Below are 26,240 nucleotides of genomic sequence, written 5' to 3'. Positions count from 1 at the left end.
CCGGGATGTCGAAGCTCCAGATCTTCCCGATCACCGACCCCTCACGCATGGCCGATATCCGCATGCGCCGGCGCCGCGCGGTGTTCCTGCTCGCCGCGATCGTACTGATCCCGTGCTGGTGGTTCAGCGGCGATGAACGCTCCGGCAGTGACCGCCACCGGCACAGCTCCGGCGGGGACCGGATCAATATCGACATCGACGACAGTCAGATCGAGTCCGCGATCAGTCAGGCGATGGGCTCGCTGGCCAGCATCCTCGGCCAGATGAAGCTCGCCGATCATGCCCGCCTCCGTGGCGCCGCACCGCCCTCCGGGCTTGGGCCGCAGACGGTCGCCGCCGGCGCGCTGTCGATCAGCGGAAGCTGCGACGGCAAGCTGACGATCATGCCGCAGGCCGGGCTGTCGGGGCAGGTGCGCATCTATGCCCGGCACGCTCTGCCCAATCTCTCCGGCGGTGAGGGCCGCACGCTGAACCTCAACCCCTGCTCGGGCGATTCGGACCAGGACGTCTATCTCTCGGTGCCGGCCGGCATGCCGCTGATGGTCAATTCGAGCGGTGACGGCGAGTTGGTGATCGGCGGCATGGACGGCGACGTCTCGGTCACGCGCGGCGGCGATGGCAAGCTGACCATCACCTCCGCCCGTCATCTGCGCCTCGAGCTGAGTTCCGATGGCGATGCCTCCGTGGCCATCGTCGACGGCGATGCCGTGATCAACCGCAGCGGGTCCGGCAGTCTGACGATCGGCGATTCGCGCGGCGATCTGCGCATCAATGCCAGTGGCGACGGCGACATCTCGCTCGGCGTGGTCGCGGCGACCACCGTGCTGAGCCAGCGTGGATCCGGCGACGTCAAGATCGGCACGCTGAGCGGTCCGGCGCGCCTCGACATCGCCGGCAATGGCGACCTGCATGTCGGGCTGGTGCAGACCGACGCGCTCGGCGTCGCGATGAGCGGCTCCGGCTCGCTGCGCATCGGCCCGGGCGAGATCGGCGTGTTCGATGCGAGCCTCGCCGGCTCGGACGATGGCGAGGTCTCGGCCCATGTCGGCACCAGCCGGCAGACCCTGTCGCACGACGCGACCCTGACCCTGCGCCACGGCGCCGACGGCTCGACCATGGTGCCGCTGCCGCCTCTGCCTCCGTTGCCCCCGCTGCACCCGCTGCCGCCGGGCTGAGGGAAAACCTTCGCTTCCCGCGCCGCCGGGTCTATAGAGCAGCCGACCATGGATGTGCCGCTGCCAGCCGGACTGCGCTTTGCCAAGATGCAGGGCGCGGGGAACGATTTCGTCGTGCTCGACCTGCGCGATGGCATGTCGTGCCCATCGCCCAGGCAACTCGTCGCTCTCGCCAACCGGCATTTCGGCATCGGCTGCGACCAGATCATGACCATCGGCCCGAGCGAGATGGCCGACGCGGCGCTGCGCTTCTTCAATCCCGACGGCACGGAATCAGGCGCCTGCGGCAATGCCACCCGCTGTGCGGTTGTCTGGCTCGGTGGCGTGCCCGGCAGACGCTATCGCCTCGCGACCGCCGCCGGCGTGCTTGTGGCCGAGCGGCTGGAAGATGGTCAGGTGCGCGTCGACATGGGGCCGCCGAGGCTCGGCTGGCGCGACGTTCCGCTTGCGCGCGAGATGGATACGCTGGCGCTGGATCTGCCCGGCGCGCCCGTCGCCTGCTCGATGGGCAACCCGCACGTGACCTTCTTCGTCGACGATCTCGACGCGACCGACGTGGCCGGGCTGGGGGCGGCATTCGAGACCAACACGCTGTTTCCGAGCCGCGCCAACATAGGTTTCGCGCAGATGACGGGTGCTGCGTCGATGCGGCTGTTCGTCTGGGAGCGCGGCGCCGGTGCGACGCTCGCCTGCGGGTCGGGCGCCTGTGCGGCCGGGGTCGCGGCGATCCGCCGCGGGCTGGCGTATGAGCGCATCGCCATCGCCATGCCGGGCGGTGATCTCGCCGTCGAATGGCGGGGCGAGGGGGTCTGGCTCAGCGGTCCCGCCCGCATGGTGTTCGAAGGCCGCGTCGGATGAGCGGTCCGGAAATCCTGACCTTCGGCTGCCGCCTCAACACTTATGAGAGCGAGGTGATGCGCGGCCATGCCGCCGGGCTCGATGACCTGATCGTGGTCAATACCTGCGCGGTCACCGCGGAGGCCGAGCGTCAGGCGCGGCAGGCGATCCGTCGCGCGCATCGAGACCGTCCCGAGGCACGCATCGTGGTGACCGGCTGTGCCGCGCAGATCGATCCCGCGCGCTGGGCGGCGCTGCCCGGCGTGAGCCGCGTGCTCGGCAACGAGGACAAGCTCGCGGCCGCGAGCTGGACGCCGCAGGCGATGGCGGGCGGCGATTCGGTCTCCGACATCATGGCGGCGAAGGAGACTGCCGCCCATCTGGTGACGGAGTTCTCCGGCCGGGCGCGGGCCTTCGTGCAGGTGCAGCAGGGGTGCGACCATCGCTGCACCTTCTGCATCATCCCCTATGGCCGCGGGCCGAGCCGCTCGGTGCCGGTCGGGGCAGTGGTCGAGCAGGTCCGCACGCTGGTCGCCTCCGGCTATAACGAGGTGGTGTTGACCGGAGTGGACATCACCTCCTACGGGCCGGATCTGCCTGGCGCGCCGACGCTGGGTCAGATGGTGCGCCGGCTGCTCGCCTTGGTGCCGGAGCTGAAGCGCCTTCGTCTGTCCTCGCTCGACCCGGTCGAGATTGACGACGATCTGTGGCGGCTGATCGAAGCCGAACCGCGTCTGATGCCGCATCTGCACCTGTCGCTGCAGGCGGCGTCCGATCTGGTGCTCAAGCGGATGAAGCGCCGGCATCTGGTCGCCGACGCGGCACGCGCGATCGAGCGCGCGCGTGTACTGCGCCCCGGGATCGGCATCGGCGCGGATCTGATCGCCGGGTTCCCGACCGAGACCGAGGCGCAGTTCGATGACACGCTGGGCTTCGTGACCGACTACGAAATTCCGTATCTGCATGTCTTCCCCTACAGCGAGCGGCCCGGGACGCCGGCCGCACGCATGCCGGCGATCCCGGTCGAGCAGCGCCGGGCGCGCGCGGCGAGGCTGCGCGCGGCGGGGGAAGCGAATGCGGCCCGCTTTCACGCCAGCTTCGCCGGACGCGAGATCTCGGTGCTGCTGGAACGTGGCGCCCAGGGGCATTCGGAGGTGTTCGCGCCGGTGACGCTGCGCGGGCATGAGGGCGACGAGACCGGCGGTCGGCTGCTGCCGGCGCGGGTGATGGAGACCGGAGCTGCGGGCCTGGTCGCGGAGGTGATCTGAGATGTCTGGATTCTTCGGCCGGCTGCGTGACGGCCTCCAGCGCAGCACGCAGAAGCTCGGCGACGGGCTGGCGCATGTGTTCGTCAGACGCCCGCTCGACGACAGCGTGCTTGACGAACTCGAGGAACTGCTGATCGGCGCCGATCTCGGCACCGCGGTCGCTTCTCGGGTGATCGAGCGCTTCCGGTCGACGCGCTGGGGGGCGGAAGTCACGCACGCGGAAATCCGCGCCGCCCTCGCCGAGGAGGTGTCGCGCGTGTTGGCTCCGGTGGCGGTTCCGTTCAGTCCCGATCCGGCGAAGCGTCCGCATGTGGTGCTGGTGGTCGGCGTCAACGGCTCCGGCAAGACCACCACGATCGGCAAGATGGCGCTGTCGTTCGGCAATGTCGGGCGCAAGGTGATGATGGTCGCCGGCGACACCTTCCGCGCCGCGGCGGTCGAGCAGCTTCAGGTCTGGGGCGAGCGGGTCGGAGCGCCGGTGATTTCCGGGCCGCCCAATACCGACGCCGCCGGCCTCGCCTACAAGGGTCTCGAGGATGCGCAGAAGGCGGGCGCCGACCTGCTGCTGATCGATACGGCGGGGCGTCTGCACAACAAGGCCGCCCTGATGGAGGAACTCGCCAAGATCATCCGCGTGCTGCGCAAGTTCGACCCCTCGGCGCCGCATTCGGTGCTGCTGGTGCTCGATGCGACCACCGGGCAGAATGCGGTCGAGCAGGTGCGGGTGTTCAAGGAGATGGTGGACGTCACCGGGCTGGTTGTCACCAAGCTCGACGGCAGTGCGCGCGGCGGCGTGGTGGTGGCACTGGCCGAGACCTATGGCCTGCCGGTGCATGCGGTCGGTGTCGGCGAGAAGGCGGAGGATCTGCGTGCCTTCGATGCGGGCGAGTTCGCCCGCGGCCTGGTCGGCGAGACGGTCTACGAACGCCCCTGAACGGGGCTCACTGCATCGGGATATTGAGCGACAGCCCGCCGGAGGGCTTCTGGCGGTGCGCCTGATCGGTCTCGATGTCGGAGCCGCGCATGAAGCCATCGCCCTTGAAGGTGGTCTTGCGGCTGAAGAAGGCCGGACGCACCGACGGATCCGTCGAGACAGCCTCGGCCGGGGCCTGGCTGTCCTCGTCGGGCAGCGGAGCCGACTGATAGCCGGCAAGCTGAGCATGGGCCGGCCGCGTCGCGCTGGTGACGACCTGCACCTGTCCCGGAGCGATCCGGCTGACCGGCACGGCATTGTCCATCATTGCGCGCGCACTCAGCGCATGGTCGGCGGGGCCGGGCTGGTCGTCCGCTGCGGGCGTGGCGTGGGCGGCCAGGGGGGTGGCAAGGGCGAGAAGCAGGGCGAAAGTGCCGCAGACAGGCCGAACCATCTTGATCATCATCTCAACGCCGAATTCGTTCACCCGGGCGCCCGCTGAAGACAGCTCCAGGCCGCGCTCACGATCATGTCATCGAAACTGCCGGCGCGATGCAATGAAAATAACGGTTTTGAAAGATTTGGTAGGACGAAGTGATCGTGAAACGCCGCCTCTTCCGGCACGTTGCAAAATCGGCATGAGTGACCCGACCGATCCCGTATCCGAAGACTCCACCCCGCCCACCGGCCGTCATTCCCCCCATCTCGATGATCTCGAACGGGCCCAGGCGGCAGAACGCGCTCCGGTCGGGCCGCTGGTGATCCATGAGGTAATCTGTGCGCAGGGTATCGAGGAGCTCGAGCGCGCCCCGGCCGGGCTGGCGCTGTCGGGGCTGGCGGCCGGGCTGTCGGTGGGATTCTCGTTCCTGGCCGACGCGACGATCGCCTCGGTGCTGCCGCATGCGCCCTGGGCGCATCTGCTGTCGAGCCTCGGCTACAGCATCGGCTTCCTGATCGTCATCCTCGGCCAGCAGCAGCTCTTTACCGAGACCACGCTGACCGCGCTAATCCCCACACTGACCGAATTGAGCCGGACCTATGTGCTGCGCACCTTGCGGGTCTGGGGCATCGTGCTGGTGGCCAATCTGCTGCCGACGCTGATCTGGGGCATCGTCAGCGCCCGGACCGGGCTATTCGACGAAGCCACGAAGGCGGCAATGCGTGAGCTGGGCGATGCCACCCTGGAACACGGTTTCGGTCATACGGTCGCACTTGGCGGCATCGCCGGCTGGCTGATCGGGCTGATGGTGTGGCTGCTGCCGGCAGCCGGATCGGCCAAGGTGCCGATCATCATCCTGCTCACCAGCCTGGTCGCCCTGCTCGGCACGCCGCATATCATCGCCGGCTCGGCCGAGGCCGTGTTCGCGGTGGCTTCCGGCGATGGCGGGGTGGTCGATTACCTCTGGCGGTTCCTGGTGCCGACGCTGATCGGCAACGTGCTGGGTGGCACGTTGCTGGCGGCGGTGCTCAATCACGCGCAGATACGCAACGAACTCAAGCCGATCAAGCTGGTCGGCGCGCTGGAGCGCTTCCGCAGGGGCTGAGCGTGCGACGCGGCGCGTCCCCGTCAGATCGACAGGTCAAGCCTGCTGCCGCGATGCGAATGAACGCCGTGATGTGTCTGCGGGCTCGAACTTGTGTCGAGCGTGGCCGAGGTCGCGGCGGACAGGCCGGCATTCGCTGTGGCGGTCGCGGTCAGCGGCGAGGCGGAGGCCGTGGCCGCGACCTGCGCGACCGTGTTGCGCGCCGTGGCGGCGAGGGAACCGGTGAGCGAGCCCGGCACGGAGAAGGCGCTGAGGGAGCTTGTCGAGATCATGCGCCCAGCATCGCCCCCGACCGGTTAAGGCGAGGTTAACGGGCTGCCGGAAATCCGCCCGGCAGCCCGTTTTTCTCAGACCGGGGCGATGATGCCGCGCAGCGCGTCGAGGGCGAGGATGCCGGGCAGGGTCTTGCCTTCCAGCCATTCGAGGAATGCGCCGCCGGCGGTGGACACATAGCTCATCTGGTCTGCCGCCCCCGCATGGCGCAGCGCGGAGACGGTGTCGCCGCCGCCGGCCACCGAGCGCAGCCTGCCCGCCTGGGTCAGACGGCCCGCCTCCTGCGCCAGCGCGTTGGTGGCGGCGTCGAACGGCTCGATCTCGAACGCGCCCAGCGGCCCGTTCCAGACCAGCGTCTTGAGCCCCGCCAGCTTCTCCTTGAGCAGCTCCACCGTCTTCGGACCGGCGTCGAGGATCATCTGGTCGGCCGGCACCTGGTCGATCCCGACCGTGGTGGTGGCCGCATGCGCCTTGAACTCGCTGGCACACACCGCATCCACCGGCAGGATGATCTCGCAGCCGCGCGCCTTCGCGTCCGCCAGGATCTGGCGTGCGGTGTCGTGCATGCCCGGCTCCTGGAGCGACTTGCCGACGGACACGCCCTGCGCTGCGAGGAAAGTGTTGGCCATCGCGCCGCCGATGATCAGCACGTCCACCTTGGAGAGGATGTTGCCGATCAGGTCGAGCTTGGTGGAGATCTTCGCCCCCCCGATCACCGCGCCGACCGGGCGCTCGGGGTCCTCGAGCGCCAGCGTCAGCGCATTGAGCTCCGCCTCCATCAGCCGCCCGGCATGGGCGGGCAGATGGCGCGCGACACCCTCGGTCGAGGCATGGGCGCGATGGGCGGCGGAGAAGGCGTCGTTGACGTAGACATCGGCCAGCGATGCCAGCGCCTTCGACATCTCGGGGTCGTTGGCCTCCTCGCCGGCATGGTAGCGGGTGTTTTCCAGCACCAGCACCTCGCCGTCCTTGAGCGCCGCCACCGCTGCCTCGGCCACCGGGCCGACGCAGTCATCGGCGAAGTGCACCGGATGGCCGAGCGTGGCCTCCAGCGATTTCGCGACCGGAGCGAGCGACATTTCCGGCACCCGCTTGCCCTTCGGCCGGTCGAAATGGCTGACCACGATCACCCGGCCACCCTTGTCGGCGAGTTCGCGGATGGTGGGCGCGAGACGCTCGATGCGGGTGAGGTCGCTCACCGCCCCATCGCGCATCGGCACGTTGAGGTCGGCGCGCAGCAGCACGCGCTTTCCCTTTGCGTCGAGCGCGTCGAGATTGCGGAACTTCGCGGTGCTCGCCATCAGACCGAACCGAACGCGGCGGCGGTGTCGCTCATGCGGTTCGAGAAACCCCACTCGTTGTCATACCAGCCGCACACACGCACCAGCTTGCCGCCATCGACCAGCGCGGTCTGGGTGGCGTCGAACGAGCAGGACGCGACCACATGGTTGAAGTCGGAGCTGACCAGCGGATCGGTGCTGTAGACCAGGATGCCCTTCAGCGGCCCCTCGGCGGCGGCCTTGAACAGCGCGTTCACCTCGTCGACCGAGCCGGGGATCTTTTCCGGCACGATGTCGAGCGAGACCAGCGACACGTTCGGCGTCGGCACGCGGATCGCGGTGCCGTCGAGCTTGCCTTTCAGCTTCGGCAGCACCAGCCCGACGGCGCGGGCCGCACCGGTCGAGGTCGGGATCATGTTGACGGCCGCCGCACGCGCGCGGTGAGGGTCCTTGTGCAGCGTGTCCACCGTGCGCTGGTCGCCGGTGTAGGAGTGGATCGTCACCATGTAGCCGCGCTCGATGCCGATCGCGTCGTCGAGCACCTTGGCCATCGGGGCGAGGCAGTTCGTGGTGCAGGACGCGTTCGAGATCACCGTCATCTCCGGAGTGATGACGTTCTGGTTGACGCCGTAGACGATGGTCGCGTCCACGCCGTCGGCGGGGGCGGAGACCAGCACCTTGCGCGCACCGGCGGTGATGAGTTGGGCGGCCGATTCCTTCTTGGTGAACAGACCCGTGCACTCCATCGCCACGTCGACGCCCTGGTAAGGCACCTTGGACGGGTCGCGCTCGGCCGAGACCTTGATCGGACCGTAGGTCTTGCCGTTGTGCTCGATGAGGAGGCTGTCGCCCTCGACCTTCACCGTGCCGGGGAAGCGACCGTGCACGCTGTCGTAGCGGAACAGATGGGCATTGGCCTCGACGCTGCCGAGATCGTTGATCGCCACCGGCACCACATCGGTGCGGCCGCTCTCGACGATCCCCCGCAGCACCAGGCGCCCGATGCGACCGAACCCGTTGATGGCGACTTTAACCGGCATATCGATGTTTCCTCGCAGACGATTGCAGTGTTTGACCTAGCCGAGGGCGCGACGCACCGCGTCGGCCACAGCATCCGGCGTGATGCCGAAATGTCGATACAGATCCGGCGCGGGGGCGGAGGCGCCGAACCCGTCCATGCCGATGAAGACCCCGCCGTCGCCGAGCCAGCGCTCCCAGCCGAAGCCGGACGCCGCCTCGATCCCGAACCGGGGCACCTCGCCCAGCACACGCGCACGATAGTCCGCCGGCGTGCGGGCGAACAACTCCCAGCAGGGCAGCGAAACCACGGCCACGTCGATGCCGGAGCCGCGCAGGATGTCGCGTGCGGCGAGTGCGACCGGCAGCTCCGCACCCGTGGCAATCAGCGTCGCCATCCGCCGCGCGCGCGCCTCGCGCAGGACGTAGCCGCCCATCGCACAGGGCAGCGGCGCGGGGCTGGATTCGAGCGGCCCGATCACCGCGCCCAGTCCGCCGCCGACCTCGCGCAGCCGCGGCAACGCGCCACGGCCCAGCGCGATCACGCTCGGCCCCTCGGTGCGCTCCAGCGCCAGCGTCCAGCATTCGGCGAGCTCCGACGGGTCGCCGGGACGGAACACCGCCACATTCGGCATCGCGCGCAGCGAGGCGAGCTGCTCGACCGGCTGGAAGGCCGGACCGTCCTCGCCGCGCGAAAGCCCGTCATCGGCGAGCAGGTAGATCACCCCCAGCCGCATCAGCGCCGCCAGCCGCAGTGCGACCCGCATGCGGTCGACGGAGACGAACGAGGCGATGCCGATGCCGCGCAGGCCGCCATGCAGCGCCAGCCCGTTCAGCAGACCGGCCATGCCGTGCTCCTGGGTGCCGCAGGCCAGCTCCGCGCCCGGGCGCGCCGGAACGCAGGCGGCGCCGGTCTCACCCTCGTGGCGGGCCGACAGCCCGACCAGCTCCGGCAGCAGCGTGTGCAGCACAGGCGGCAGGCCCGCCTGCGCGTCGGGCTGATGAGGCAGCCGGCGCGGCTCGTGCGCAGCGCGGTCGAGCCAGACCGGCTTCCAGTCCTGCGGCAGACGACCGGCCTGCAGGCGCAGGAACTCCTCGCGCCTGGCATGGGTCTTGAGGCGCTTGAGCCAGCCGCGGCGGGTGCCGGTATTGCGCCGTCCGGTCTCGACCCAGTCACTGACCTGACCACCACCGCCAGCCGCCGTGCTCGCGCCCGCACAGGCGATCAGAGCCGGGCGGCGGCCGCGCTGTGCGGCCGCCAGCGCAGAGGCGATCGCCTCGGCATCGTCGCGCGCCACCCGCCGCACGCTCCAGCCGCAGGCGGCGAACCGGGCCGCATGCAGGCGCCCTTCCTCGGGATCGGTCTCCTCGAACAGCACCGTGAGCCGTTCGAGCCCCATGCGCCCGGCGAGGGCTGCCGCCTCCTGTGCCACGCCGGCGGCGAGATCGGCCGCACCCGCCATCACCCAGATGCGGTGATCGACCAGCGAGCGGCCGAACCGGCCGGCCAGCATGCGCTCGGCCAGCGCCATGCCGGCGCCCATCGCCAGCCCCTGGCCGGGCGGTCCGACACTGGCCTCGATCGCGGGGTGCAGCCCGTGCGCGGCCTGTCGGGCGGTCGGACTGTTGAGCCGGCCGAACCGCCGCAGGTCGCGCAGCTCGATGCCTTCATGTCCGGTGAGATGCAGCAGCGCGTAGAGCAGGAAGCTGTGGCGCGGCGCCGAAAGCACGAAACGGTCGCGATCCGCCCAGCCCGGATCGGCGGCATCGAAACGCAGCGCCTGTTGCCAGAGCACCGCCGCGACATCGGCCATCCGCAGGCCGAGAGGATCGTCGGCGGCGTCCGCTTCCGACAGTCCGGCGATCCGGGCGAGACGGCGAATCGCGTCCCCGGGGGCATTGGCGGGAGAGTGGTCCGGGGTGGCCGCGGGGGCGTAGGCGACCGGAATGGTGATGTCCGCCTCCCGCACCCCGCTCTCCCCGCCAGCCGTCGAATTGGTTCGGAGCCACTGTTTGCCAGCCGTGCCGGACCCCGGCAAGCCCCGTTGCCGGCCGTGTCGCCCCTCTCTTTTCCGTATCGGGCGGAGTTGAGTTGTGCGGCGAAGCCTGCAAGCCTGCCGCCCATGATGGTCCGTCGCTCCCCGGTTCGCCCGTTTCGTCCGCTCGGCTTGCTGCCTACGTTGGCCCTGGCGACGATCTGTCTCATTTCCGGCTGTGCGCGGCTCCAGCATGTGGGCATCGTCGACCAGCGCACCTTTGATCCGAAAGCCGGCCTGCCGCCGCAGCCGCATCTGCCGCCCGCCCCGCCGGGCAGGCCCGGTCCGGGACCGCTGATCACCATCGAGGCCGGCACGGCTCCCGACCAGTGGCGCGCCCCGCTGAAGCAGGCGGTGCAGGCGGCACTGGCGCGCAAACCCAACGTGCTGTTCGAGCTTCGTCAGACGGTGCCGGCCGCAGGCAGCGTCGATGCGACCGTTGCCGGGGGCGAGCGTGCGGCGCACGCGCTGCTCGGCCCGGTGGCGCAGGCGATCGTCGATGACGGCGCGGCGATCGCCCAGGTCCAGGTCGGGGCGGCGAGCGAGCCCCTGCCGCCGGGCAGCCAGGGAGCCGTGCGGATCTATCTGCACTGACACATTCACTTACCGATCTGCGACGAGCGTTGCGTGATCGCCAGATTGCCGACACATCGCGGGCCAATAGCCGGGGCAGGGAGGAACTCTGCCGATGACCCGCACCGTGACCATCACCCTCGCATTCGCAGCGCTGCTCGCGCTCAATGGCTGTGTCGTCTATGGCGGCCCGTACTATCATCCCTATGGGTGGCATCCGCACCCTTATGGCTGGTGACGAAAACCCGGGCATTTTTGATCGTTGTCATTGACGCGGGGGCTGCGGAGGTCTGATCTGGCGCCCGTTGATCAATGTCCCGCCGGATGCGGCCCGCCCTGCGCGGCGGCACGCAGTGTGGGGCGGGGGACGAGCGAAGCGAATGGGTACCACCGGGTTCGAGCAGCATTGCCGGCGCACGCTGGCCGACATCCAGGCGCAGGGGCGCTACCGGCGCTTCACCGCGCTCGCGCGTGACGGCGTACGCTATCCGCATTACGACCGCGCGAGCGGCTCCGGCCCGCGTGACATCGTGGTGTGGTCGAGCAACGACTATCTCGGCATGGGTGTCGACCCCGACGTGGTCGAGGCCGGCATCGCGGCGCTGCGCGACCATGGCGCGGGCGCGGGCGGAACGCGCAACATCGCCGGCACCTCGCCGCTGCACGACGCGCTCGAGGCCGAACTCGCCGCCCTGCACGGCAAGGAGGCGGCCCTGCTGTTCGTGTCCGGCTATGTGTCGAACCAGGCCAGCCTGCAGACCATCCTGACCTCGATGCCGGGCTGGATCTGTTTTTCCGACGAGAAGAACCACGCCTCGATGATCGCCGGCATCAAGGGTGCGGCGAACGGTCGTCCCGGGGCCGCACGTTGCGTGATTTTCGCCCATAACGATCTCGCCGATCTCGAGGCCAAGCTCGCCGCCGCACCTGCCGATGCACCGAAGATGATTGCCTTCGAGAGTGTCTATTCGATGGATGGCGACATCGCCGATATCGGCGCGATCTGCCGGCTGGCGAAGCGCTACGGGGCGATCACCTATCTCGACGAGGTGCATGCGGTGGGTCTGTACGGCGCCACCGGCGGCGGCGTGTCGGAGCGTGACGGGGTCGCGGGCGAGGTGGATCTGATCGAGGGCACTCTGGCCAAGGGGTTCGGCTGCCATGGCGGCTATGTCGCGGCCAGCGCCGCGATTATCGACTTCCTGCGCTCGACGGCCTCGGGCTTCATCTTCACCACCTCGCTGCCGCCCGCGGTGGTGGCCGCGGCACTCGCTTCGGTGCGGGCGGTGCGGGCGCAGAACCATCGTCGCGAACACCTGTTCGAGCGCGTGGCCGCCCTGCGCGCCCGGCTGGACGCGGCCGGTGTGCCGCATCTGCCCACGCCCAGCCATATCGTGCCGATCCCGGTCGGCGACGCGGAGCGGGTCGCCGAGATCTCGCGCCGGCTGCTCGACGAGTTCGGCATCTACGCCACCCCGATCAACTACCCCACCGTGCCGCGTGGCCAGGAGCGCCTGCGCCTCACCCCGGGCCCCCGCCACAGCGATGCGATGATGGATGCGCTGGTCGCGGCCCTGTCGGAGTTGATGGCGGAAGCCAGCCCGGCACGGCGTCAGCGAGATGACGTCGAGGCGGCCTGAGGATGCGTCATACGGGGCGGTATGCGGGGTGGGCCGCCGGGGCGGTGGCCGGGCTGTGGAGCCTGTCTGCGTCCTGTGCGCCGCCGGCGGCTGACCCGCCCCCGCCCTCGGCAGCCGCCCCCGCTCCCACTCCGCCGCCGACAGCGACCCCGGCGCTGCTCGACCCGGCCGGCTTCGCGATCGGCGGGCTGCGGCTCGGCATGACGCCGGCGGAGGTGGAGGCGGCGCTGCATGGACGCGAGTTCGACAGCCAGACCATCCGCCGGCCGACCGCCGATGGACACGACACCTTCGTCGCCGCGCTGCTGCTGCGCTCCAAAGCAGTCAGGCCGCGCGCCGGCACGCGGGCGGTCCAGAAGGCGGGCGACAAGCCGGCTGATGCCGCAGGGGCCGCTTCCGTCGCGCCGGTGGAGCAGATCGCCGTGGTGTTCAGCCAGTTCGCCGGCAATCGCGCCACCGAGATCCTGCGGCTGCATCGCTATGGCCCCGAGGAACTGGTCGGCGACGCCAAGCTGCGCGTCGCCTTGCAGACCACCTATGGGCTGATCCTGCCGCCGCTGACCGGCGGCCCCGATGCGCCCGATACGCTGACCGCCACCCGTGCCTTCCCGCAGGCAAGCCCGGTGCCACCCGCCACGGCGATGCCGAAGATCGAGGCCCTCGCCACCCCGGAAGGGCCTGCCGCCCAGGCGGCGGATGCCCCGCCCGCCAGCCCAGCCCCGCCCCGTGGGCCGGCCGCGCCACCGACGAAACTGCCCGAATGCGTGAGCATCGCCGACCATACCGGCTTCGACATGGCGCTGCTGGCCTCCGATCCCGGCCTGGTGGCGATGCCGCTGTGGACCGGCTTCATCCCGGGCTGCGGCATCACCATCAGTGTGTCGGCGCATCGCGCCGCGTCGGACGGGTCGGCCTTCGACCTGATCTTCCAGCACATCATCGACCAGTCAGCGGCACTCGCCGATCTCGAGGCGCTGCGCGCGGCCCGCATCTCGGCTGCCGCCGCGGCGGCGAAGGCGAAACAGGAAGCCGCCGCCGGTCACGCGCCCAGCCTGTGACCGGCGGCGCCGTCCGGCTCAGCCCTTGATGAATTTCGCCAGGTCTTCGGCCGACATCGCGCCGGGCGCGATCCGGCTGCCCTCGATGAAGGTCGGCGTGCCGCTGATGCGCAGCGAGGTGGCGAGCGCGCGCTGTGCGTCGAGTGCCGCCGTCACCGTCGGGCTGTCCATGTCGGCGGCGAGACGGTCGGCATCGAGATGCAGGCCGATCGCGATCTGGCGGATGCGCGCGGCACTCGGCTCGGCGCTGTCGGTCATCAGCGCGCGCTGCATCGCTGCATAGGCGTTCTGGTTGGCCGCCGCCAGGATCGCACGCCCGTCCAGCGTGCTGGCCGGGCCGAGGATGGCGATCAGCTTGAGCACGATGCGCAGGTCGGGATTGGTCCGCGCCAGCTTCTCCACATCACCGACCATCCGTCGGCACCATGGGCAGCGCGGGTCGTAGAATTCATACAGCGTCACGCTGCCATGCGGGTTGCCGATCACCGCATCGCCAGGGGTGTTGTCCAGCTTGCCGCGCTGGGCGGCGAGGGCGGCCTGCTGGCTGGCGGTCTCGTCATCCTCGCTCTTCGCCCGCAAGGCGGTGATGGCGTCCGCGAGGATCGACGGATCGGATTTCAGCGCCTGGCGCATGATCTGCACGATCTCCTGCCGCTGGGCGGGGGTGAAACTGTCGGCCTGCGCGGCGGCGGGCAGGGCGAGCGGGATCAGCGACGCGGCAAGCAGGGGGCGAAATCCGGCCAACGGGTTGGTTCCTCGATCATGGGCGCCGCTGCCGGGCTGTTGCCGGGGCGAGGCGATAGGGTTAGTGACTGTGCCGGATTTCCAGACAGTGACTTACGACCACCCAACCTCTGCCAACGTCAAGACCACAACGGGGAAACGCGTGTCCGAAACTGCCGTCCCGACCGCCCACCGCCAGCGGGCATCGCTTCGTGCCGGCCGTCGTCGCGTGGGGGCTGCGCTGGCCGGCGCGGTCCTGCTCTCCGGCTGCTCGGATGTCAGCTCGCTGGTCAAGGACGCCCGCACCCGGCTGGTCGGCGCGCCCAACCCGTATCAGGCCGGCTATGTCGGCGATGTCGTGGCCGACGAGCCGCGCGCGGCGATGGCGGCGCGCGACGTGCTGGCGCGTGGCGGCAATGCCGCCGATGCGGCGACCACGCTCGCCCTCGCACTGTCGGTGACGCTGCCGTCGCGTGCCAGCCTCGGCGGCGGCGGCGTGTGCCTCGCCCGAGATGCGCGAAGCCGCACCCCGCGCGCCTTCCAGTTCCTGCCGCATCCCGGCACCGGCACGCAGGCCGACCGCCCGGCGGCGGTGCCGATGCTGCTGCGCGGCATCGTCGCGATGCAGGCCGCGCAGGGCCATGTGCAGTTCCGCGACCTGGTGCAGCCGGCGACCAACCTCGCCCGCCAGGGTGTGCAGGTCAGCAAGGCGCTGGCTGACGATCTCGCCGTGGTCGCGACCCCGCTGCTCGCCGATGCCCAGGCCGCATCGGTGTTCGGGAATGGACAAGGCGGCGTGCTGGCGATCGGCGACACGCTGGTGCAGCCGCAACTGGCCGCGACCCTCGACGGCATCGCACGCGGCGACGGCACCGAGATGTATACCGGCGCGCTGGGCCTGACCTTCGCCGCCGCCGCGGATGACGCCCATGCCGGCATCACCGCCGCCGATCTGCGTGCGGCCGTGCCGCAGACCACCGATCCGCTGACCCTGGCCGACGGCGCGACCACCGTGTCGTTCGCCCCCGATGCCGGCGGGACCGCGGCGGCGGCGCAGTATGGGCGCCTGCAGTCCGGCGGTGCGGTGAGTGGTGCTGGTGGCGTGCTGCCGGCCTCGACCAGCTTCGTTGTCACCGACGCGCAGGGCGGCGCTGTGGCCTGCGCGCTGACCATGGACAACCTGTTCGGCAATGGCCGTATCGCGCCCGGCACCGGCATCGTGATGGCCGCCTCGCCGGCCTCGCACCCGCTGCCGCTGCTGCCGGCCGCGATCGCCCAGCGCGGCAGTGCGCCGGTCGCGGTGGTCGCCGCCTCCGGCCAGGCCGATGCCGCGGCCGAGGCCGCCTCCGCGCTGTATCAGACGGTGCATGGCGGCAATGCTGCATCGATCACCCCGGCCACCGCGCAGGGCCGCGCCAATGTCATTGCCTGCCCGAACGGTACCGCGTCGAGCTGCACGGTGCATACCGATCAGCGCGGGGCGGGCCTCGCGCTGACCAGCGGCTGATCTCCGCGCACCAATGGCGTTGAAACAGGGCCGCGGCAGCCGCATCCCGAGCTTCCTGGCGATGGATGTGGTCGCCGCGGCCGAAACCCTCGCCGCGACGCTGCCGCCGGAGGCGCCGGGCCTGATCCGCATGGAGGTCGGCCAGCCCGGGCGCGGAGCGCCGCGCGATGCGGTTGCGGCGGCGCATCGCCTGCTCGACGCTTCGACTGCCGCAGGGGGTCCGTCGCTCGGCTATACCCAGGCGTTCGGCCTGCCCGCGCTGCGCCACCGTATCGTCCGGCATCTGGCCGACCTGCACGGCGTGGAGGTGTCGGCGGAGCGGATCTGCATCACCACCGGGGCTTCGGGCGGCTTCGTGCTGGCCTTCCTCGCCGCCTTCGATCCCGGTGACCGCATCGCCCTGGCCAGCCCCTATTACCCGCCTTACGTGAACATCCTCACCGCGCTGGGCATGGAGCCGGTGGTGCTGCCCTGCGGTCCGGAGACCGATTTCCAGCCCACCGTCGCGATGCTCGCGGCTCTCGATCCGCCGCCGGACGGGCTGATCCTCGCCAGCCCCTGCAACCCGGCCGGCACCATGCTCGGCGCGGACGCCTTCGCCGACATCGCCGTGTGGTGCGCGCGCCACGGCGTGCGTGTGATCAGCGACGAGATCTATCACGGCCTTCATTATGGCCCCACGCCCGTCACTGCCTCGGCGATGGAGGAGGCGATCACCATCAACAGCTTCTCCAAATACTGGCGCATGACCGGCTGGCGGGTCGGCTGGATGGTGCTGCCCGACGATCTGCTGCGCGCGGTGGAGCGGCTGGCACAGAACCTGTTCATCTCGCCGCCGCATCTGGCGCAATGCGTCGCGCTGGCCGCGATGGATTGCACCGACGAGCTGGAGGCCGACCGGCTCGCCTACCGCGCCACACGCGACGATCTGCGCGCCCGCCTGCCCGCCATAGGTCTCGACCGCCTCTCGTCCGCCGAAGGCGGGTTCTATCTCTACGCCGATCTTGCGGCACTCGACGCCGACCCCGCCTTGCGCGACAGCCGTGTCTTCTGCCGTCGCCTGCTGGAGGAGGCGCATGTCGCCGCAACGCCGGGCATCGACTTCGATCCGGTGCGGGGTCATGATTTCGTGCGTTTCAGCTATTGCGGCCCGACCGCCCTGATGCGCGAGGTGCCGGGCCGCATCGGGCGGTTTCTCGGTCGAGGTTGAGGTGGCGGCGATGGCGGCGGGTGAGATGGTGATCGTCGGCTACCGTCCGCATCCTGGCCAGGCGGCGGAGCTCGAGCGCCTGGTCGCCGACCATGTTCCGATCCTGCGTCGCCTGGGGCTGGCCACCGACCGCCCGGCACTGGCGATGCGGGCCGCGGACGGCACGGTGATCGAGGTGTTCGAATGGCAGCCGGGCGGCATCGAGCGCGCCCACGCCGATCCGCAGGCCGGCGCGCTCTGGGCACGCTTCGCCGCGGTGTGCGATTATGTGCCGCTGCGCGAGCTGCCGGAATTCGGTGCGATGTTCGCGCAGTTCACCCCGCTGGCGAGCTGACCGCCGGATCCGGCGCGCACCAGTCGCGCAGCCGCCTGGCGAGTGCGTCGACGAACACCCGTGTCCTCGGCGGCAGCAGGCGCTGGCTCGCATAGACCGCCCAGATCGAGAGCGGCTGCGGTGTTGCGTCTGCCAGCCGCACACGCACCAGCGCGCCGCGGGCGAGATCGTCGCGCACGAACCAGGCGGACAGGTTGGCGATGCCGGCACCGCCGAGGCAGGCGGCCCGCAGTCCGTCGATCGAGTTCGCGGTGAACCGGCCCTCGATCCGATGGCGCACCGGCGCCTGGTCGGCGAGGAACGTCCAGTGCCCGGTGCCGGTGATTGCCAGGCAGTCATGCTCGCCGAGCTCGTCCAGCGTGCGCGGCGAGCCGGCCTGATCGAGATAGGCGCGGGTGGCGACCAGCTCCCGAGGATTGGGCGCCAGTCGCCGCGCGATCAGGCGATTGTCGGCGAGGTCGGCGATCCGGACGGCGAGATCGAGCCCCTCGGCGACGAGATCGACCACGCTGTCGGTCATCAGCAGCTCGGCCGACACCGCCGGGTGCTCGCGTAGCAGCTCGACCAGCAGAGGTGCGACGATCCTGCGCCCGAATGCGACCGAGCTGGTCAGACGCAGCCTGCCGCTGGGCCCGTCCTCGCCGGCGCGGACCGAGGCGCGTGCTGCCGCGTGTTCGACGATCAGCCGGTGCGCATGCGGCAGGAAGGCGAGACCCTCCGCCGTCAGAGCGATGGCCCGTGTGGTGCGGTGCACCAGCCGCACGCCCAGCTCGCGTTCGAGTGCGGCAAGCCGTCGTGTGGCCGACATCGGTGTGATCCGCAGACGCTGTGCGGCCTTCGCCAGTGTCGCGCCACCGGCGACGGCGACGAACAGCTCGATCCCGACACAATCCATCATCTCGTCTCCCGTTATTGTGTCTAACCCGGAACGACATCGCCGGCATCCACCTCAAGCTGATAGCTCTTGGAGCTGTCCGCAATCGGGGAATATCCATGCCATTCGTCAAAACATCAGACGGAGTCGATATCTTCTACAAGGATTGGGGTCCGGTGGATGCGCCGGTGGTGATGTTCCATCACGGCTGGCCGCTCTCGTCGGATGACTGGGACGCGCAGATGCTGTTCTTCGCAGCGCAGGGCTTCCGCGTCGTCGCCCATGACCGCCGTGGCCATGGGCGTTCGGCCCAGGTGAGCGAGGGCCACGATATGGACCATTATGCGGCCGATGCCTTCGCCGTGGTCGAGGCCCTCGACCTGCATGGTGTGGTACATGTCGGGCATTCCACCGGCGGCGGCGAGGTTGCCCGCTACGTCGTCCGTCATGGCCAGCCCTCGGGCCGCGCGGCCAGGGCGGTGCTGGTCTCGGCGGTGCCGCCGCTGATGGTGGCGACCGCCGACCATCCCGGCGGGCTGCCGATGTCGCTGTTCGACGGTTTCCGCGCCGATGTCGCAACCCGCCGGGCGCAGTTCTATCGCGATATCGCCTCGGGTCCGTTCTACGGCTTCAACCGCCCCGGCGCCGAGATCCAGCAGGGCGTGATCGACAATTGGTGGCGGCAGGGGATGATGGGGAGTGCGAAGGCGCACCACGACGGCATCAGGGCCTTCTCGGAGACCGACCAGACGGCGGATCTGGAGGCGATCACCCTGCCCACGCTGATCATGCACGGCGATGACGACCAGATCGTGCCGATCGACATTTCGGCCCATCGCGCCATCGGCAAGCTGCGACATGGCACGTTGCGCGTCTTTCCCGGTTATGCACACGGCATGCTGACCACCCACGCCTCGGTGATCAATCCCGAACTGCTGGTCTTCGTGGCGGGGTGAGGTGATGACGGGGCATTCGAAAGCACGTCCGAGCGTGGTCCTCGTCCATGGTGCCTGGGCCGATGCGACGAACTGGCGACGGGTGATCCGGCGGCTGCTCGCCGACGGCGTCGAGGTGATCGCGGTGCAGAACCCGACCACCAGGCTTTCCGATGACGTCGCTGCCACCCGGGCGGCGATCGAACGTGCGTCCGGCCGCGTGGTGCTGGTCGGCCACAGCTGGGGTGGCACGGTGATCACCGAGGCCGGTGTGCATCCCAAGGTCGCGGCCCTGGTCTATGTCGCGGCCTTCGCGCCGCGTCCCGGCGAGTCGACCGGCGATCAGGTCGCCGCCCATCCCGCGCCGCCGGCGCTGGGCGGGATTGCCCCGGACAGCGACGGTCGTCTGCTGATGGCGGCCTCGAGCTGGATCGCCGACATCGCCCAAGACCTGCCGGAGTCGGAGGCGCGGCTGCTGGCCGCGACACAGACGCCGCTGGGGGCCGCGACCTTCGGCGATGCGGTGAGCCAGGCGGCCTGGAGTGACCGGCCCTGCTGGTATGTCCTCGCAAGCGACGACCGCGCGGTCAGCCCATCGTTGCAGCATGAGGTGGCGGACCGGATGATGGCGACGCTGAGCATCCTGCCGACCAGCCACATGGCGCTGCTGTCGGCACCCGATGCGGTCGCCGGTGTGATCCGTCAGGCGATCGTCGCCTCAGGCTGAAACGGAGCCCGGGACCGGCGGATATGCGCCGGCCCCGGGCCATCCGGTTCAGTTCAGCGGCGCCACCAGCCCGCGCGGGGCGCGGCGGGGGCGGTGCCGGCCTCGATCAGCACCGGCTTCGGCGCGTTGTCGGCGGCCTGGACGTCCTCTTCCGATACGGCAACGACGGCCGGCTCCACGGCGACATCCTCGGCAACCGCCGCGACCGGCTCCGCCGCCACCGGCTCGGCGGTCTTGCGGCGGCTGCGCCGGGCCGGTTTTGCCGGCTCGGCCTCCGGCAGCGGCGCAGTCTCGGCAGCGGCCTTGGCGCGGGTGCGGCGCGGCTTGGCGGCCGGTGCCGCCGTCTCCGCGGCCATCTCCGTGGCGGCCGGTTCGGTGTCGGCCGTCTCGGCCTTGCGCCGCGACCGGCGCGGCTTCTTCGCCGGCTCTGCCGTCTCCGCCTCGGCGGCTGCGACGGGCTCGGCCGGGAGCACCGACGGCGGTGCGACACTTGTCTCGCCCGTCGCCTCGTCCATCGGTGCCGCGTCCACCGGCTCAGCCGCAAGTGCCTCGATCACGCTCGCCGGCAGCGGACCGCTGCGATGCGCGCTGTCGCCCTCGAGAGCCTCGAAGATGTCGAATCCGGCATCGCCGAACGGATCGGCCGGAGTCGGGCCGGTGTGGACGGGAGCGGGAGCGGGGGCCGCCGTCTCGCCACGCTCGCGGTCACGGTCGCGACCCCGGCGGCGGCCACCGCGACGGCCGCGACGGCGACCGGCTTCCTCGGCCGCCGCGCCTTCGGCGCCGGTTGCGTCCTCCGGCACGCCATCCTCGGCTTCGCTGGCTACGCTCGCCTCGGCAGGCTCGTCGCCTGCATCGGCCGCGTGATCGGCAATGTCCGGCTGCTCGGCATCGAGCGGCATCGGGCTGGCGTCGTCACGGCGACCGCCGCGGCGACGGCGACGGCGACGGCGACGGCGCTGGTCGTCACCAGCCTCCGGGCTGCTGGCGCGGCTGTCGGGCGCACCGGACGACTCGCCCGCCTCGTCCTCGTCATCCTCGGTCTCGGACTCTTCGATCGCCGCCTCGGTCGCCTGCGGCAGAGGCAGGGGGACGGAGTCCGGCGCGCGGGCGGCGCGCATGTCCACCGGCTCGGCGACGCGGGTGCGGTCGATGCGCACCTGCGACGCCAGCAGCGAGTCGTCGGCGGCGAAATTCACCACCAGCCCGTAGCGCGCCTCGATCTCCGCCAGCCAGACGCGCTTGTGGTTGAGAACATAAATCGCCACCGGGCTTGCGACATGCACCAGGATCTCGGCCGCGCGGCGCTTCGCTCCCTCTTCCCCGATCACCCGCAGCACATGCAGCGCCGCACTCTCGGTGCCGCGGACCATGCCGGTGCCGGCGCAGTGCGGACAGGGCGACAGGCTCGATTCCGCCACCGACGGACGCAGCCGCTGACGGCTCATCTCCATCAGGCCGAAGGCACTGATCGAGCCGACCTGGATACGGGCGCGGTCGTCCTTGAGCGCTTCCTTCAGGCGACGCTCGACGGCCGAATTGTGCCGGCGGCTCTCCATGTCGATGAAGTCGATGACGATCAGCCCGGCCAGATCGCGCAGTCTGAGCTGGCGGGCGACCTCGTCGGCGGCCTCCATGTTGGTGCGGAACGCCGTCTCCTCGATGCCGCGCTCGCGGGTGGCGCGTCCGGAATTGACGTCGATCGCCACCAGCGCCTCGGTCTGGTTGATCACCAGATAGCCACCCGAGCGGAGCTGCACGGTCGGATTGTGCAGCGAGTCGAGATGACCCTCGACCTGGTAATGCGAGAACAGCGGCTGGTTGCCGTTCCAGAGCTGCACCTTGCGGGTGTGGTCGGGCATCAGCGTGCGCATGAACTCGCGCACGCTGCGCCAGCCCGGCTCGCCATCGACCACCACTTCCTCGATGTCGCGCGAGTAGCCGTCGCGGATCGCGCGGCGGATCAGGCTGGCTTCCTCATGGATCAGCGCAGGCGCGACCGAGGCGAGCGTGCGCTCGCGAATCTCGTCCCACAGCTCGAGCAGGTATTCGCAGTCGCGCTTGATCTCGGCGCGCGGCCGCTGCGCACCGGCGGTACGCACGATCATGCCCATACCGCGCGGGATCTCCAGCTCGGCGGTGATCTCCTTGAGGCGCCGGCGGTCGGCCGCCGAGGTGATCTTGCGCGACACCCCGCCATCGCGCAGCGAGTTCGGCATCAGCACGCAGAAGCGGCCGGCGAGCGAGATGTAGGTGGTCAGGGCCGCACCCTTGTTGCCGCGCTCCTCCTTGACGACCTGCACCAACAGGATCTGGCGGCGGCGGATCACTTCCTGGATGGTGTAGTGGCGCATCTTCGGCCGGCGCGGGGCGGTGTCGCGGCGGTCGTCCTCGCCACCGAGGCTCTCGGGCGGCAGGATCTCGCCTTCCGCCGCCGGCTCATCGCTGGCGCCGGCCTCGTCTTCTGCGCGCTCGTCGGTCTCGGCGGCGGCCTCAGCGCCGCTCGGCTCATCGTCGGCGGCCTCGGCATCGCTCTCGCCGCGCGTGGCCTGACGCTGGGCGGCAAGCGCCTCGGCGCGTTCCTGTTCTGCCTCGGCGCGGGCCTCCTCGGCGCGGGCCTCTTCCTCCTGAGCGGCGATCAGCTTGAGCCGATCGGCGACGGGGATCTGGTAATAGTCGGGATGGATCTCGGCGAAGGCCAGAAATCCGTGCCGGTTGCCGCCATACTCGACGAACGCCGCCTGCAGGCTCGGTTCGACGCGAACGACCTTGGCGAGATAGATATTGCCCTTGAGCTGCTTCTTCGCGGCGGTTTCGACGTCGTAATCTTCGAGTCGGTTAGAATCCAGCACGACCACGCGGGTTTCTTCCGCGTGGCTCGTGTCGATCAACATACGTTTGGTCATTAAGGAGAGAACTCCGGTGGGCCCGGCGCGCGGCGGCACCTGCGGTGCGGCGCGCTGTCAGGCCGATGGGAAAGGAGAAGAGGGTGTCCGGCCGCGTCGGCAGGTCCGGCTTCGCGGGAAGGCTCGACACCGACGCGACGGGCACGGTCAAATGACCGGTCCGGATTGTCAGAGGTGCGGAGCGCGTCGCGAAAGGCTGCATAGGGGCTGAAACGGGGTCCTGTCGTCGTTGCCGGCTCGTCGCCGGCGCGTCATTGACGTCGCATCAAGCTCGGCATTGCTGCCACTGGCCCGCGCGATGGTCGGACGAAAGCTGTCCAGCGCATTCCCGCGCAGCACGCCGCACGCAATGTCTTGACACACATAACATGCCGCAAACGGCGCGCCGCCGCAAGCGCGCCTGCCTGCCTCGCCCCCGGTCACATAAAACGGGTGCATCGTGGCCGCGAAATTCCTAGATTGCGCATTAGGAACGGCGCGCAACCCGTTGTCGCCCGTGAGTTATGGGGGCCAGGACGCACGTGTTGACCAAAAACAAGTCATCGCTCCCGACCGCTCGTCCCCCTTCCGGCCAGACCTTATCCGGTTTGGGGCGACGGGCCCTGCTGGTCCTGCCGGCTGCGTTCCCCGCTCTGGGTCTGGCTGCACCCCGGTCGCATCTCGCCGCCCCGGCCGTCCACAGGGGCGCAAAACCGCCGCCGCCGCTGGTGGTGCTTGACCCCGGTCATGGCGGCAAGGATCCGGGCGCGATCGGGGTCTCCGGCACCTATGAGAAACATATCGCCGAGGCGGCGTCGGCGGAACTCGAGCGGCGTCTGCTGGCCGGCGGCCGTTACCGGGTCGCGCGGACGCGTGATCGCGACATCTTCATCCCGCTCGAGGATCGCGTCGCCATCGCCCAGGGCCGCCGGGCCGCCCTGTTCATTTCCATGCACGCCGATGCGCTCCACGACCCTTCCGTGCGCGGCGCCAGCGTCTACACCCTGTCGGATCACGCTTCGGACGGGCAGACCGCAGCACTTGCTGCGCGTGAGAACAGCGCTGATCGGTTTGCGGGACCCCAGTTCGCAGGCACCTCTCCTGAGGTCCGCGCCATTCTCGCCTCGCTGGTCCGTCAGGAGACACGGCGTGAATCCGGGCAGATGGCGAGGTCAGTGGTGGCCTCACTCCGCGGGCGCGTCGCACTTCTCGACAATCCGGAGCGGCACGCCGGCTTCGTGGTGCTCAAATCGGCCAGCATCCCCAGCGTCCTTGTGGAGATGGGCTTCATGTCCAATCGCCTCGATGAGGCGGCGTTGCGCCGGGCGGATCATCGTGCCGACGTCGCCTCGGCCATGACACGTGCGGTCGATGCCTATTTCACCGTCGGGTCCTACATGCAGACGACCGGCTGACCTCTACCGGTCACTTGCCATCATAGCCGGGGCGAAACCTGCTCTCGCGACAAAAGTCAGAAAATCATACCGAGGCAAGTCGATCTTTAATTAAAAAGACCTCTATCGAGTAGTAATTTGAGACACCGGGCCGGCGCAGTTGAATGCCAGGCAGCGTTTGAACAAAAATCTGGATTTGTCATTGGAATTGTCCAAAAAAAAGGGGGAATTTCGGTAGCTTTTTGTTAGGATTTTCGAGTTCTAGTTGATGGGCGGCGTTCATGACGCTGTGTCGTCATCAGAAAGGCTCGGATAGCAGATGAAGTCTGACAACGACGTCACCTCCCGTGACGTGGAAACGACATTCATCGGAAGCGCCTACAATTTCGAGCAACTTCTCGACCCGGCGGTCGAGGCGGCGCTCGCGGGGCAGGCCATCGGGCTCTATATGCACGGCGTGGGGATGAACCTGTCCTCGCAGTATACACCAAGTTTGGCCAATGAATTTGCCGGACGGGGAAGCGGCGTTGCCGAGTTCGGTTCGAACTTCGGCTATGCCGAAGCCATCGTTCAGATACAGAACAATTCTCATACCATACAGTATCTCTATGTGGGCACCGATCTTCTTGCCAGCAATGGATCGGTCTTTGAGATCGAGAACAACGTCCATAGCCTGGTGAATGGTGAACGGGCTCTGAGTGCAAGTTACGACGCTGTCCGGGGTGCCTATTATTATGCGATTGCTCCGGGAGACGTGTACACGATTCATGTCGAGGCCACGGCGCTCGGTGTGGCCTCCAACGTTGCCGCTAACCAGATCACTGGTTTCAGTTCGCCATCGGCGCTGACCGTGCTGGCTTCCACCGCCGCGACCGGCGGTGAGGCCTGGAGCAGCGTCAGCCAGGATGGTCTGATCGAAACCTACCAAGCTGCCGACGGAACCTATTCGACCGGTCCTGGATTCTTCACCGACTATTTTGGTCAGTTCGGCTTTCTCTATCACGCGCTCGGCAACTTCCCTCAACAGGCCAACGTCAATGTCGACATGTCACATGCGTGGACGCAGCGTGAGCTTCTGTCCTGGGAAGCCTACGTCGACAACGCGAGAGCGATGGGCGTACTCAATATCGCACCGATTGCAGGCGACAACGATTACAGCGCCGATCTGACGCAGCCCTTCGCGACCAGCCCGTGGTATACTTATCTGCGGCAGGCGGAACTCTACAGCGGAGGCATCAGCTTCGACACCCCGCCGAGCTATTTCTTCGCCCGGGAGCAGGCGTACAGGGACAATGTCGTCGAGCAGATCCAGTGGGCCAACGCAAACGGCTTGAGATCGTCGGTCATCATCTCGCCCGACAATACCGATGCCGCAGCGAAAGGGATGGATTCGCAGTTTCTCGCTGAAACGAAGGAGATGGTCGCCTACTTGCAGAAATGCGATGCAATGCCGTCGCAATTCATCGTTGAGAACTATAACGATTCCGCCTATGGGGAGTATTACGATCCAACGGATCCCAACAGCCTGACGTCAATCGCACTTTATCTGTCGACGGTCACGCTCACTCCAACGAATTCCGAGGCCGGCCAGGAGACGGTCGGCAGTGCGGTCGCGGCCGACCTGATCGTGACCGGTCAGGCGCCCTCGATCGATGTCGGCATCGTGCCCGTCGCGATCTTTGGAAATGCCACTATCTACGGCGAGAGCCCCACGCAGCAGGTGACGGTCAGCGTTACGCTGGACTCCGCGTCGCTCGGTGTCCTGCATGATGCGAGCGGCCATTCTTTCACCACTGTGAGCTTTGCCGGCACGCCCGCTGCGGTGACCGCAAAGCTCGCGCAGTTGCAGTTCGTCGCAGCAGCGGGTGCGATGGGCAGCGAGGCGGTCCGCGTCAGCTTCTCCGACACGGCCGCACCCGTCACCACCGTGACCCAACTCCTCGTCGACACGCATGTGCCGTTGGCGCCGACGATGTCGCTCTCGCTCGACACTCTGGTTCTGAACGTGTCTGCGGATGTGTGGCAGCAGGGTGCGCG

The 26,240-nt window shown here is 69.1% G+C and carries 24 protein-coding genes; 16 read left to right on the top strand and 8 right to left on the bottom strand.

Annotated features, from left to right (window positions below):
• Positions 1-5: 5 nt before the first annotated feature.
• From FHR90_RS03305 to ftsY, 4 genes are read left to right on the top strand one after another with little or no spacing between them, the layout of a single operon-like run.
• On the top strand, positions 6-1,175 hold the full coding sequence (locus FHR90_RS03305; RefSeq protein WP_176621978.1) for a head GIN domain-containing protein: 1,170 nt from the start codon (positions 6-8) through the stop codon (positions 1,173-1,175).
• 48 nt (positions 1,176-1,223) lie between these two features.
• On the top strand, positions 1,224-2,033 hold the full coding sequence (dapF, locus tag FHR90_RS03300) for a diaminopimelate epimerase (protein ID WP_183274748.1): 810 nt from the start codon (positions 1,224-1,226) through the stop codon (positions 2,031-2,033).
• Positions 2,030-3,280, top strand: a complete 1,251-nt coding sequence (gene mtaB, locus FHR90_RS03295) for a tRNA (N(6)-L-threonylcarbamoyladenosine(37)-C(2))-methylthiotransferase MtaB (RefSeq protein WP_183274747.1) — start codon at positions 2,030-2,032, stop codon at positions 3,278-3,280. The genes dapF and mtaB overlap by 4 nt, the downstream gene beginning before the upstream one ends.
• Position 3,281: 1 nt before the next feature.
• Entirely contained in the window at positions 3,282-4,214 is a 933-nt protein-coding gene (gene ftsY / locus FHR90_RS03290; RefSeq protein WP_176624162.1) for a signal recognition particle-docking protein FtsY, read from the top strand.
• Positions 4,215-4,221: 7 nt separating this feature from the next.
• Here the strand turns inward: ftsY and FHR90_RS03285 are convergent, their stop codons facing one another.
• On the bottom strand, positions 4,222-4,647 hold the full coding sequence (locus FHR90_RS03285) for a hypothetical protein (protein WP_176624160.1): 426 nt from the start codon (positions 4,645-4,647) through the stop codon (positions 4,222-4,224).
• Between the two features lie 184 nt (positions 4,648-4,831).
• Between FHR90_RS03285 and FHR90_RS03280 the strand changes: the two genes are divergently transcribed.
• Positions 4,832-5,737: a formate/nitrite transporter family protein gene (locus FHR90_RS03280; protein ID WP_176624158.1), complete on the top strand. Its 906-nt coding sequence runs from the start codon at positions 4,832-4,834 to the stop codon at positions 5,735-5,737.
• 23 nt (positions 5,738-5,760) lie between these two features.
• On the opposite strand, the gene FHR90_RS03275 is transcribed toward FHR90_RS03280, so the two are convergent.
• The 4 genes from FHR90_RS03275 to FHR90_RS03260 all read right to left on the bottom strand — a co-directional run bounded on the left by FHR90_RS03275 (position 5,761) and on the right by FHR90_RS03260 (position 10,277).
• Positions 5,761-6,009, bottom strand: a complete 249-nt coding sequence (locus FHR90_RS03275) for a hypothetical protein (protein WP_176624156.1) — start codon at positions 6,007-6,009, stop codon at positions 5,761-5,763.
• Positions 6,010-6,084: 75 nt separating this feature from the next.
• The gene (locus tag FHR90_RS03270; protein ID WP_176624154.1) at positions 6,085-7,311 is read right to left on the bottom strand and encodes a phosphoglycerate kinase; all 1,227 of its coding nucleotides are present in this window, start codon (positions 7,309-7,311) and stop codon (positions 6,085-6,087) included.
• Positions 7,311-8,330: a type I glyceraldehyde-3-phosphate dehydrogenase gene (gene gap, locus FHR90_RS03265; RefSeq protein WP_176624152.1), complete on the bottom strand. Its 1,020-nt coding sequence runs from the start codon at positions 8,328-8,330 to the stop codon at positions 7,311-7,313. The genes FHR90_RS03270 and gap overlap by 1 nt, the downstream gene beginning before the upstream one ends.
• Before the next feature lie 36 nt (positions 8,331-8,366).
• Positions 8,367-10,277, bottom strand: a complete 1,911-nt coding sequence (locus tag FHR90_RS03260) for a transketolase-like TK C-terminal-containing protein (protein WP_266152700.1) — start codon at positions 10,275-10,277, stop codon at positions 8,367-8,369.
• Between the two features lie 210 nt (positions 10,278-10,487).
• Here FHR90_RS03260 and FHR90_RS03255 point away from each other — a divergent pair, with 210 nt between their 5' ends.
• The 4 genes from FHR90_RS03255 (at position 10,488) to FHR90_RS03245 (ending at position 13,614) form a co-directional block, all read left to right on the top strand.
• The gene (locus FHR90_RS03255) at positions 10,488-10,937 is read left to right on the top strand and encodes a hypothetical protein (RefSeq protein WP_183274791.1); all 450 of its coding nucleotides are present in this window, start codon (positions 10,488-10,490) and stop codon (positions 10,935-10,937) included.
• Between the two features lie 94 nt (positions 10,938-11,031).
• Positions 11,032-11,154, top strand: coding sequence for a hypothetical protein (locus FHR90_RS17590; protein ID WP_256124411.1), 123 nt, complete (start codon positions 11,032-11,034; stop codon positions 11,152-11,154).
• Between the two features lie 142 nt (positions 11,155-11,296).
• Positions 11,297-12,556, top strand: a complete 1,260-nt coding sequence (hemA, locus tag FHR90_RS03250; protein WP_176626273.1) for a 5-aminolevulinate synthase — start codon at positions 11,297-11,299, stop codon at positions 12,554-12,556.
• A gap of 2 nt (positions 12,557-12,558) precedes the next feature.
• Complete coding sequence (locus FHR90_RS03245) at positions 12,559-13,614, top strand: hypothetical protein (RefSeq protein WP_183274745.1); 1,056 nt, start codon at positions 12,559-12,561, stop codon at positions 13,612-13,614.
• A gap of 18 nt (positions 13,615-13,632) precedes the next feature.
• Here the strand turns inward: FHR90_RS03245 and FHR90_RS03240 are convergent, their stop codons facing one another.
• Positions 13,633-14,358 (bottom strand): DsbA family protein, encoded by a 726-nt coding sequence (locus FHR90_RS03240; protein WP_246329994.1) that lies wholly within the window; start codon positions 14,356-14,358, stop codon positions 13,633-13,635.
• A 142-nt stretch (positions 14,359-14,500) separates the two neighbouring features.
• Here FHR90_RS03240 and FHR90_RS03235 point away from each other — a divergent pair, with 142 nt between their 5' ends.
• Genes FHR90_RS03235 through FHR90_RS03225 form a run of 3 tightly spaced genes read left to right on the top strand, consistent with a single transcriptional unit; the run spans position 14,501 to position 17,388 of the window.
• The gene (locus FHR90_RS03235) at positions 14,501-15,844 is read left to right on the top strand and encodes a gamma-glutamyltransferase (RefSeq protein WP_183274744.1); all 1,344 of its coding nucleotides are present in this window, start codon (positions 14,501-14,503) and stop codon (positions 15,842-15,844) included.
• 13 nt (positions 15,845-15,857) lie between these two features.
• Positions 15,858-17,054 (top strand): pyridoxal phosphate-dependent aminotransferase, encoded by a 1,197-nt coding sequence (locus FHR90_RS03230; protein ID WP_183274743.1) that lies wholly within the window; start codon positions 15,858-15,860, stop codon positions 17,052-17,054.
• A 10-nt stretch (positions 17,055-17,064) separates the two neighbouring features.
• Complete coding sequence (locus FHR90_RS03225) at positions 17,065-17,388, top strand: hypothetical protein (protein WP_176624993.1); 324 nt, start codon at positions 17,065-17,067, stop codon at positions 17,386-17,388.
• Here the strand turns inward: FHR90_RS03225 and FHR90_RS03220 are convergent.
• Positions 17,369-18,283, bottom strand: coding sequence for a LysR family transcriptional regulator (locus FHR90_RS03220; protein ID WP_176624994.1), 915 nt, complete (start codon positions 18,281-18,283; stop codon positions 17,369-17,371). The two genes, FHR90_RS03225 and FHR90_RS03220, sit on opposite strands and share 20 nt — an antisense overlap.
• Before the next feature lie 98 nt (positions 18,284-18,381).
• Here FHR90_RS03220 and FHR90_RS03215 point away from each other — a divergent pair, with 98 nt between their 5' ends.
• Complete coding sequence (locus FHR90_RS03215) at positions 18,382-19,218, top strand: alpha/beta fold hydrolase (RefSeq protein WP_176624995.1); 837 nt, start codon at positions 18,382-18,384, stop codon at positions 19,216-19,218.
• Between the two features lie 34 nt (positions 19,219-19,252).
• Positions 19,253-19,924, top strand: coding sequence for an alpha/beta fold hydrolase (locus FHR90_RS03210; RefSeq protein ID WP_266152653.1), 672 nt, complete (start codon positions 19,253-19,255; stop codon positions 19,922-19,924).
• A gap of 53 nt (positions 19,925-19,977) precedes the next feature.
• Here the strand turns inward: FHR90_RS03210 and FHR90_RS03205 are convergent, their stop codons facing one another.
• Positions 19,978-22,830, bottom strand: coding sequence for an Rne/Rng family ribonuclease (locus FHR90_RS03205; protein WP_183274742.1), 2,853 nt, complete (start codon positions 22,828-22,830; stop codon positions 19,978-19,980).
• Between the two features lie 503 nt (positions 22,831-23,333).
• Here FHR90_RS03205 and FHR90_RS03200 point away from each other — a divergent pair.
• Both FHR90_RS03200 and FHR90_RS03195 read left to right on the top strand, forming a co-directional pair.
• Positions 23,334-24,224: an N-acetylmuramoyl-L-alanine amidase family protein gene (locus FHR90_RS03200; RefSeq protein WP_176624275.1), complete on the top strand. Its 891-nt coding sequence runs from the start codon at positions 23,334-23,336 to the stop codon at positions 24,222-24,224.
• A gap of 298 nt (positions 24,225-24,522) precedes the next feature.
• A partial coding sequence (locus tag FHR90_RS03195) for a hypothetical protein (RefSeq protein WP_183274741.1) occupies positions 24,523-26,240 on the top strand: 1,718 nt, incomplete at its 3' end.

This window comes from Endobacter medicaginis (genome assembly GCF_014192375.1).
Lineage (GTDB): Bacteria > Pseudomonadota > Alphaproteobacteria > Acetobacterales > Acetobacteraceae > Endobacter > Endobacter medicaginis.
Note: the sequence above shows the minus strand (reverse complement) of the source record. Positions and strands in the feature narration are given on the sequence as shown.

Excerpts from the sequence above, each read along its gene's own strand:
- FHR90_RS03305 (WP_176621978.1), top strand. The coding sequence starts at position 6 with ATGTCGAAGCTCCAGATCTTCCCGATCACCGACCCCTCACGCATGGCC.
- dapF (WP_183274748.1), top strand. The coding sequence starts at position 1,224 with ATGGATGTGCCGCTGCCAGCCGGACTGCGCTTTGCCAAGATGCAGGGC.
- mtaB (WP_183274747.1), top strand. The coding sequence starts at position 2,030 with ATGAGCGGTCCGGAAATCCTGACCTTCGGCTGCCGCCTCAACACTTAT.
- ftsY (WP_176624162.1), top strand. The coding sequence starts at position 3,282 with ATGTCTGGATTCTTCGGCCGGCTGCGTGACGGCCTCCAGCGCAGCACG.
- FHR90_RS03285 (WP_176624160.1), bottom strand. The coding sequence starts at position 4,647 with ATGGTTCGGCCTGTCTGCGGCACTTTCGCCCTGCTTCTCGCCCTTGCC.
- FHR90_RS03280 (WP_176624158.1), top strand. The coding sequence starts at position 4,832 with ATGAGTGACCCGACCGATCCCGTATCCGAAGACTCCACCCCGCCCACC.
- FHR90_RS03275 (WP_176624156.1), bottom strand. The coding sequence starts at position 6,009 with ATGATCTCGACAAGCTCCCTCAGCGCCTTCTCCGTGCCGGGCTCGCTC.
- FHR90_RS03270 (WP_176624154.1), bottom strand. The coding sequence starts at position 7,311 with ATGGCGAGCACCGCGAAGTTCCGCAATCTCGACGCGCTCGACGCAAAG.
- gap (WP_176624152.1), bottom strand. The coding sequence starts at position 8,330 with ATGCCGGTTAAAGTCGCCATCAACGGGTTCGGTCGCATCGGGCGCCTG.
- FHR90_RS17590 (WP_256124411.1), top strand. The coding sequence starts at position 11,032 with ATGACCCGCACCGTGACCATCACCCTCGCATTCGCAGCGCTGCTCGCG.
- hemA (WP_176626273.1), top strand. The coding sequence starts at position 11,297 with ATGGGTACCACCGGGTTCGAGCAGCATTGCCGGCGCACGCTGGCCGAC.
- FHR90_RS03245 (WP_183274745.1), top strand. The coding sequence starts at position 12,559 with ATGCGTCATACGGGGCGGTATGCGGGGTGGGCCGCCGGGGCGGTGGCC.
- FHR90_RS03230 (WP_183274743.1), top strand. The coding sequence starts at position 15,858 with ATGGCGTTGAAACAGGGCCGCGGCAGCCGCATCCCGAGCTTCCTGGCG.
- FHR90_RS03225 (WP_176624993.1), top strand. The coding sequence starts at position 17,065 with ATGGCGGCGGGTGAGATGGTGATCGTCGGCTACCGTCCGCATCCTGGC.
- FHR90_RS03220 (WP_176624994.1), bottom strand. The coding sequence starts at position 18,283 with ATGGATTGTGTCGGGATCGAGCTGTTCGTCGCCGTCGCCGGTGGCGCG.
- FHR90_RS03215 (WP_176624995.1), top strand. The coding sequence starts at position 18,382 with ATGCCATTCGTCAAAACATCAGACGGAGTCGATATCTTCTACAAGGAT.
- FHR90_RS03205 (WP_183274742.1), bottom strand. The coding sequence starts at position 22,830 with ATGACCAAACGTATGTTGATCGACACGAGCCACGCGGAAGAAACCCGC.
- FHR90_RS03200 (WP_176624275.1), top strand. The coding sequence starts at position 23,334 with ATGGGGGCCAGGACGCACGTGTTGACCAAAAACAAGTCATCGCTCCCG.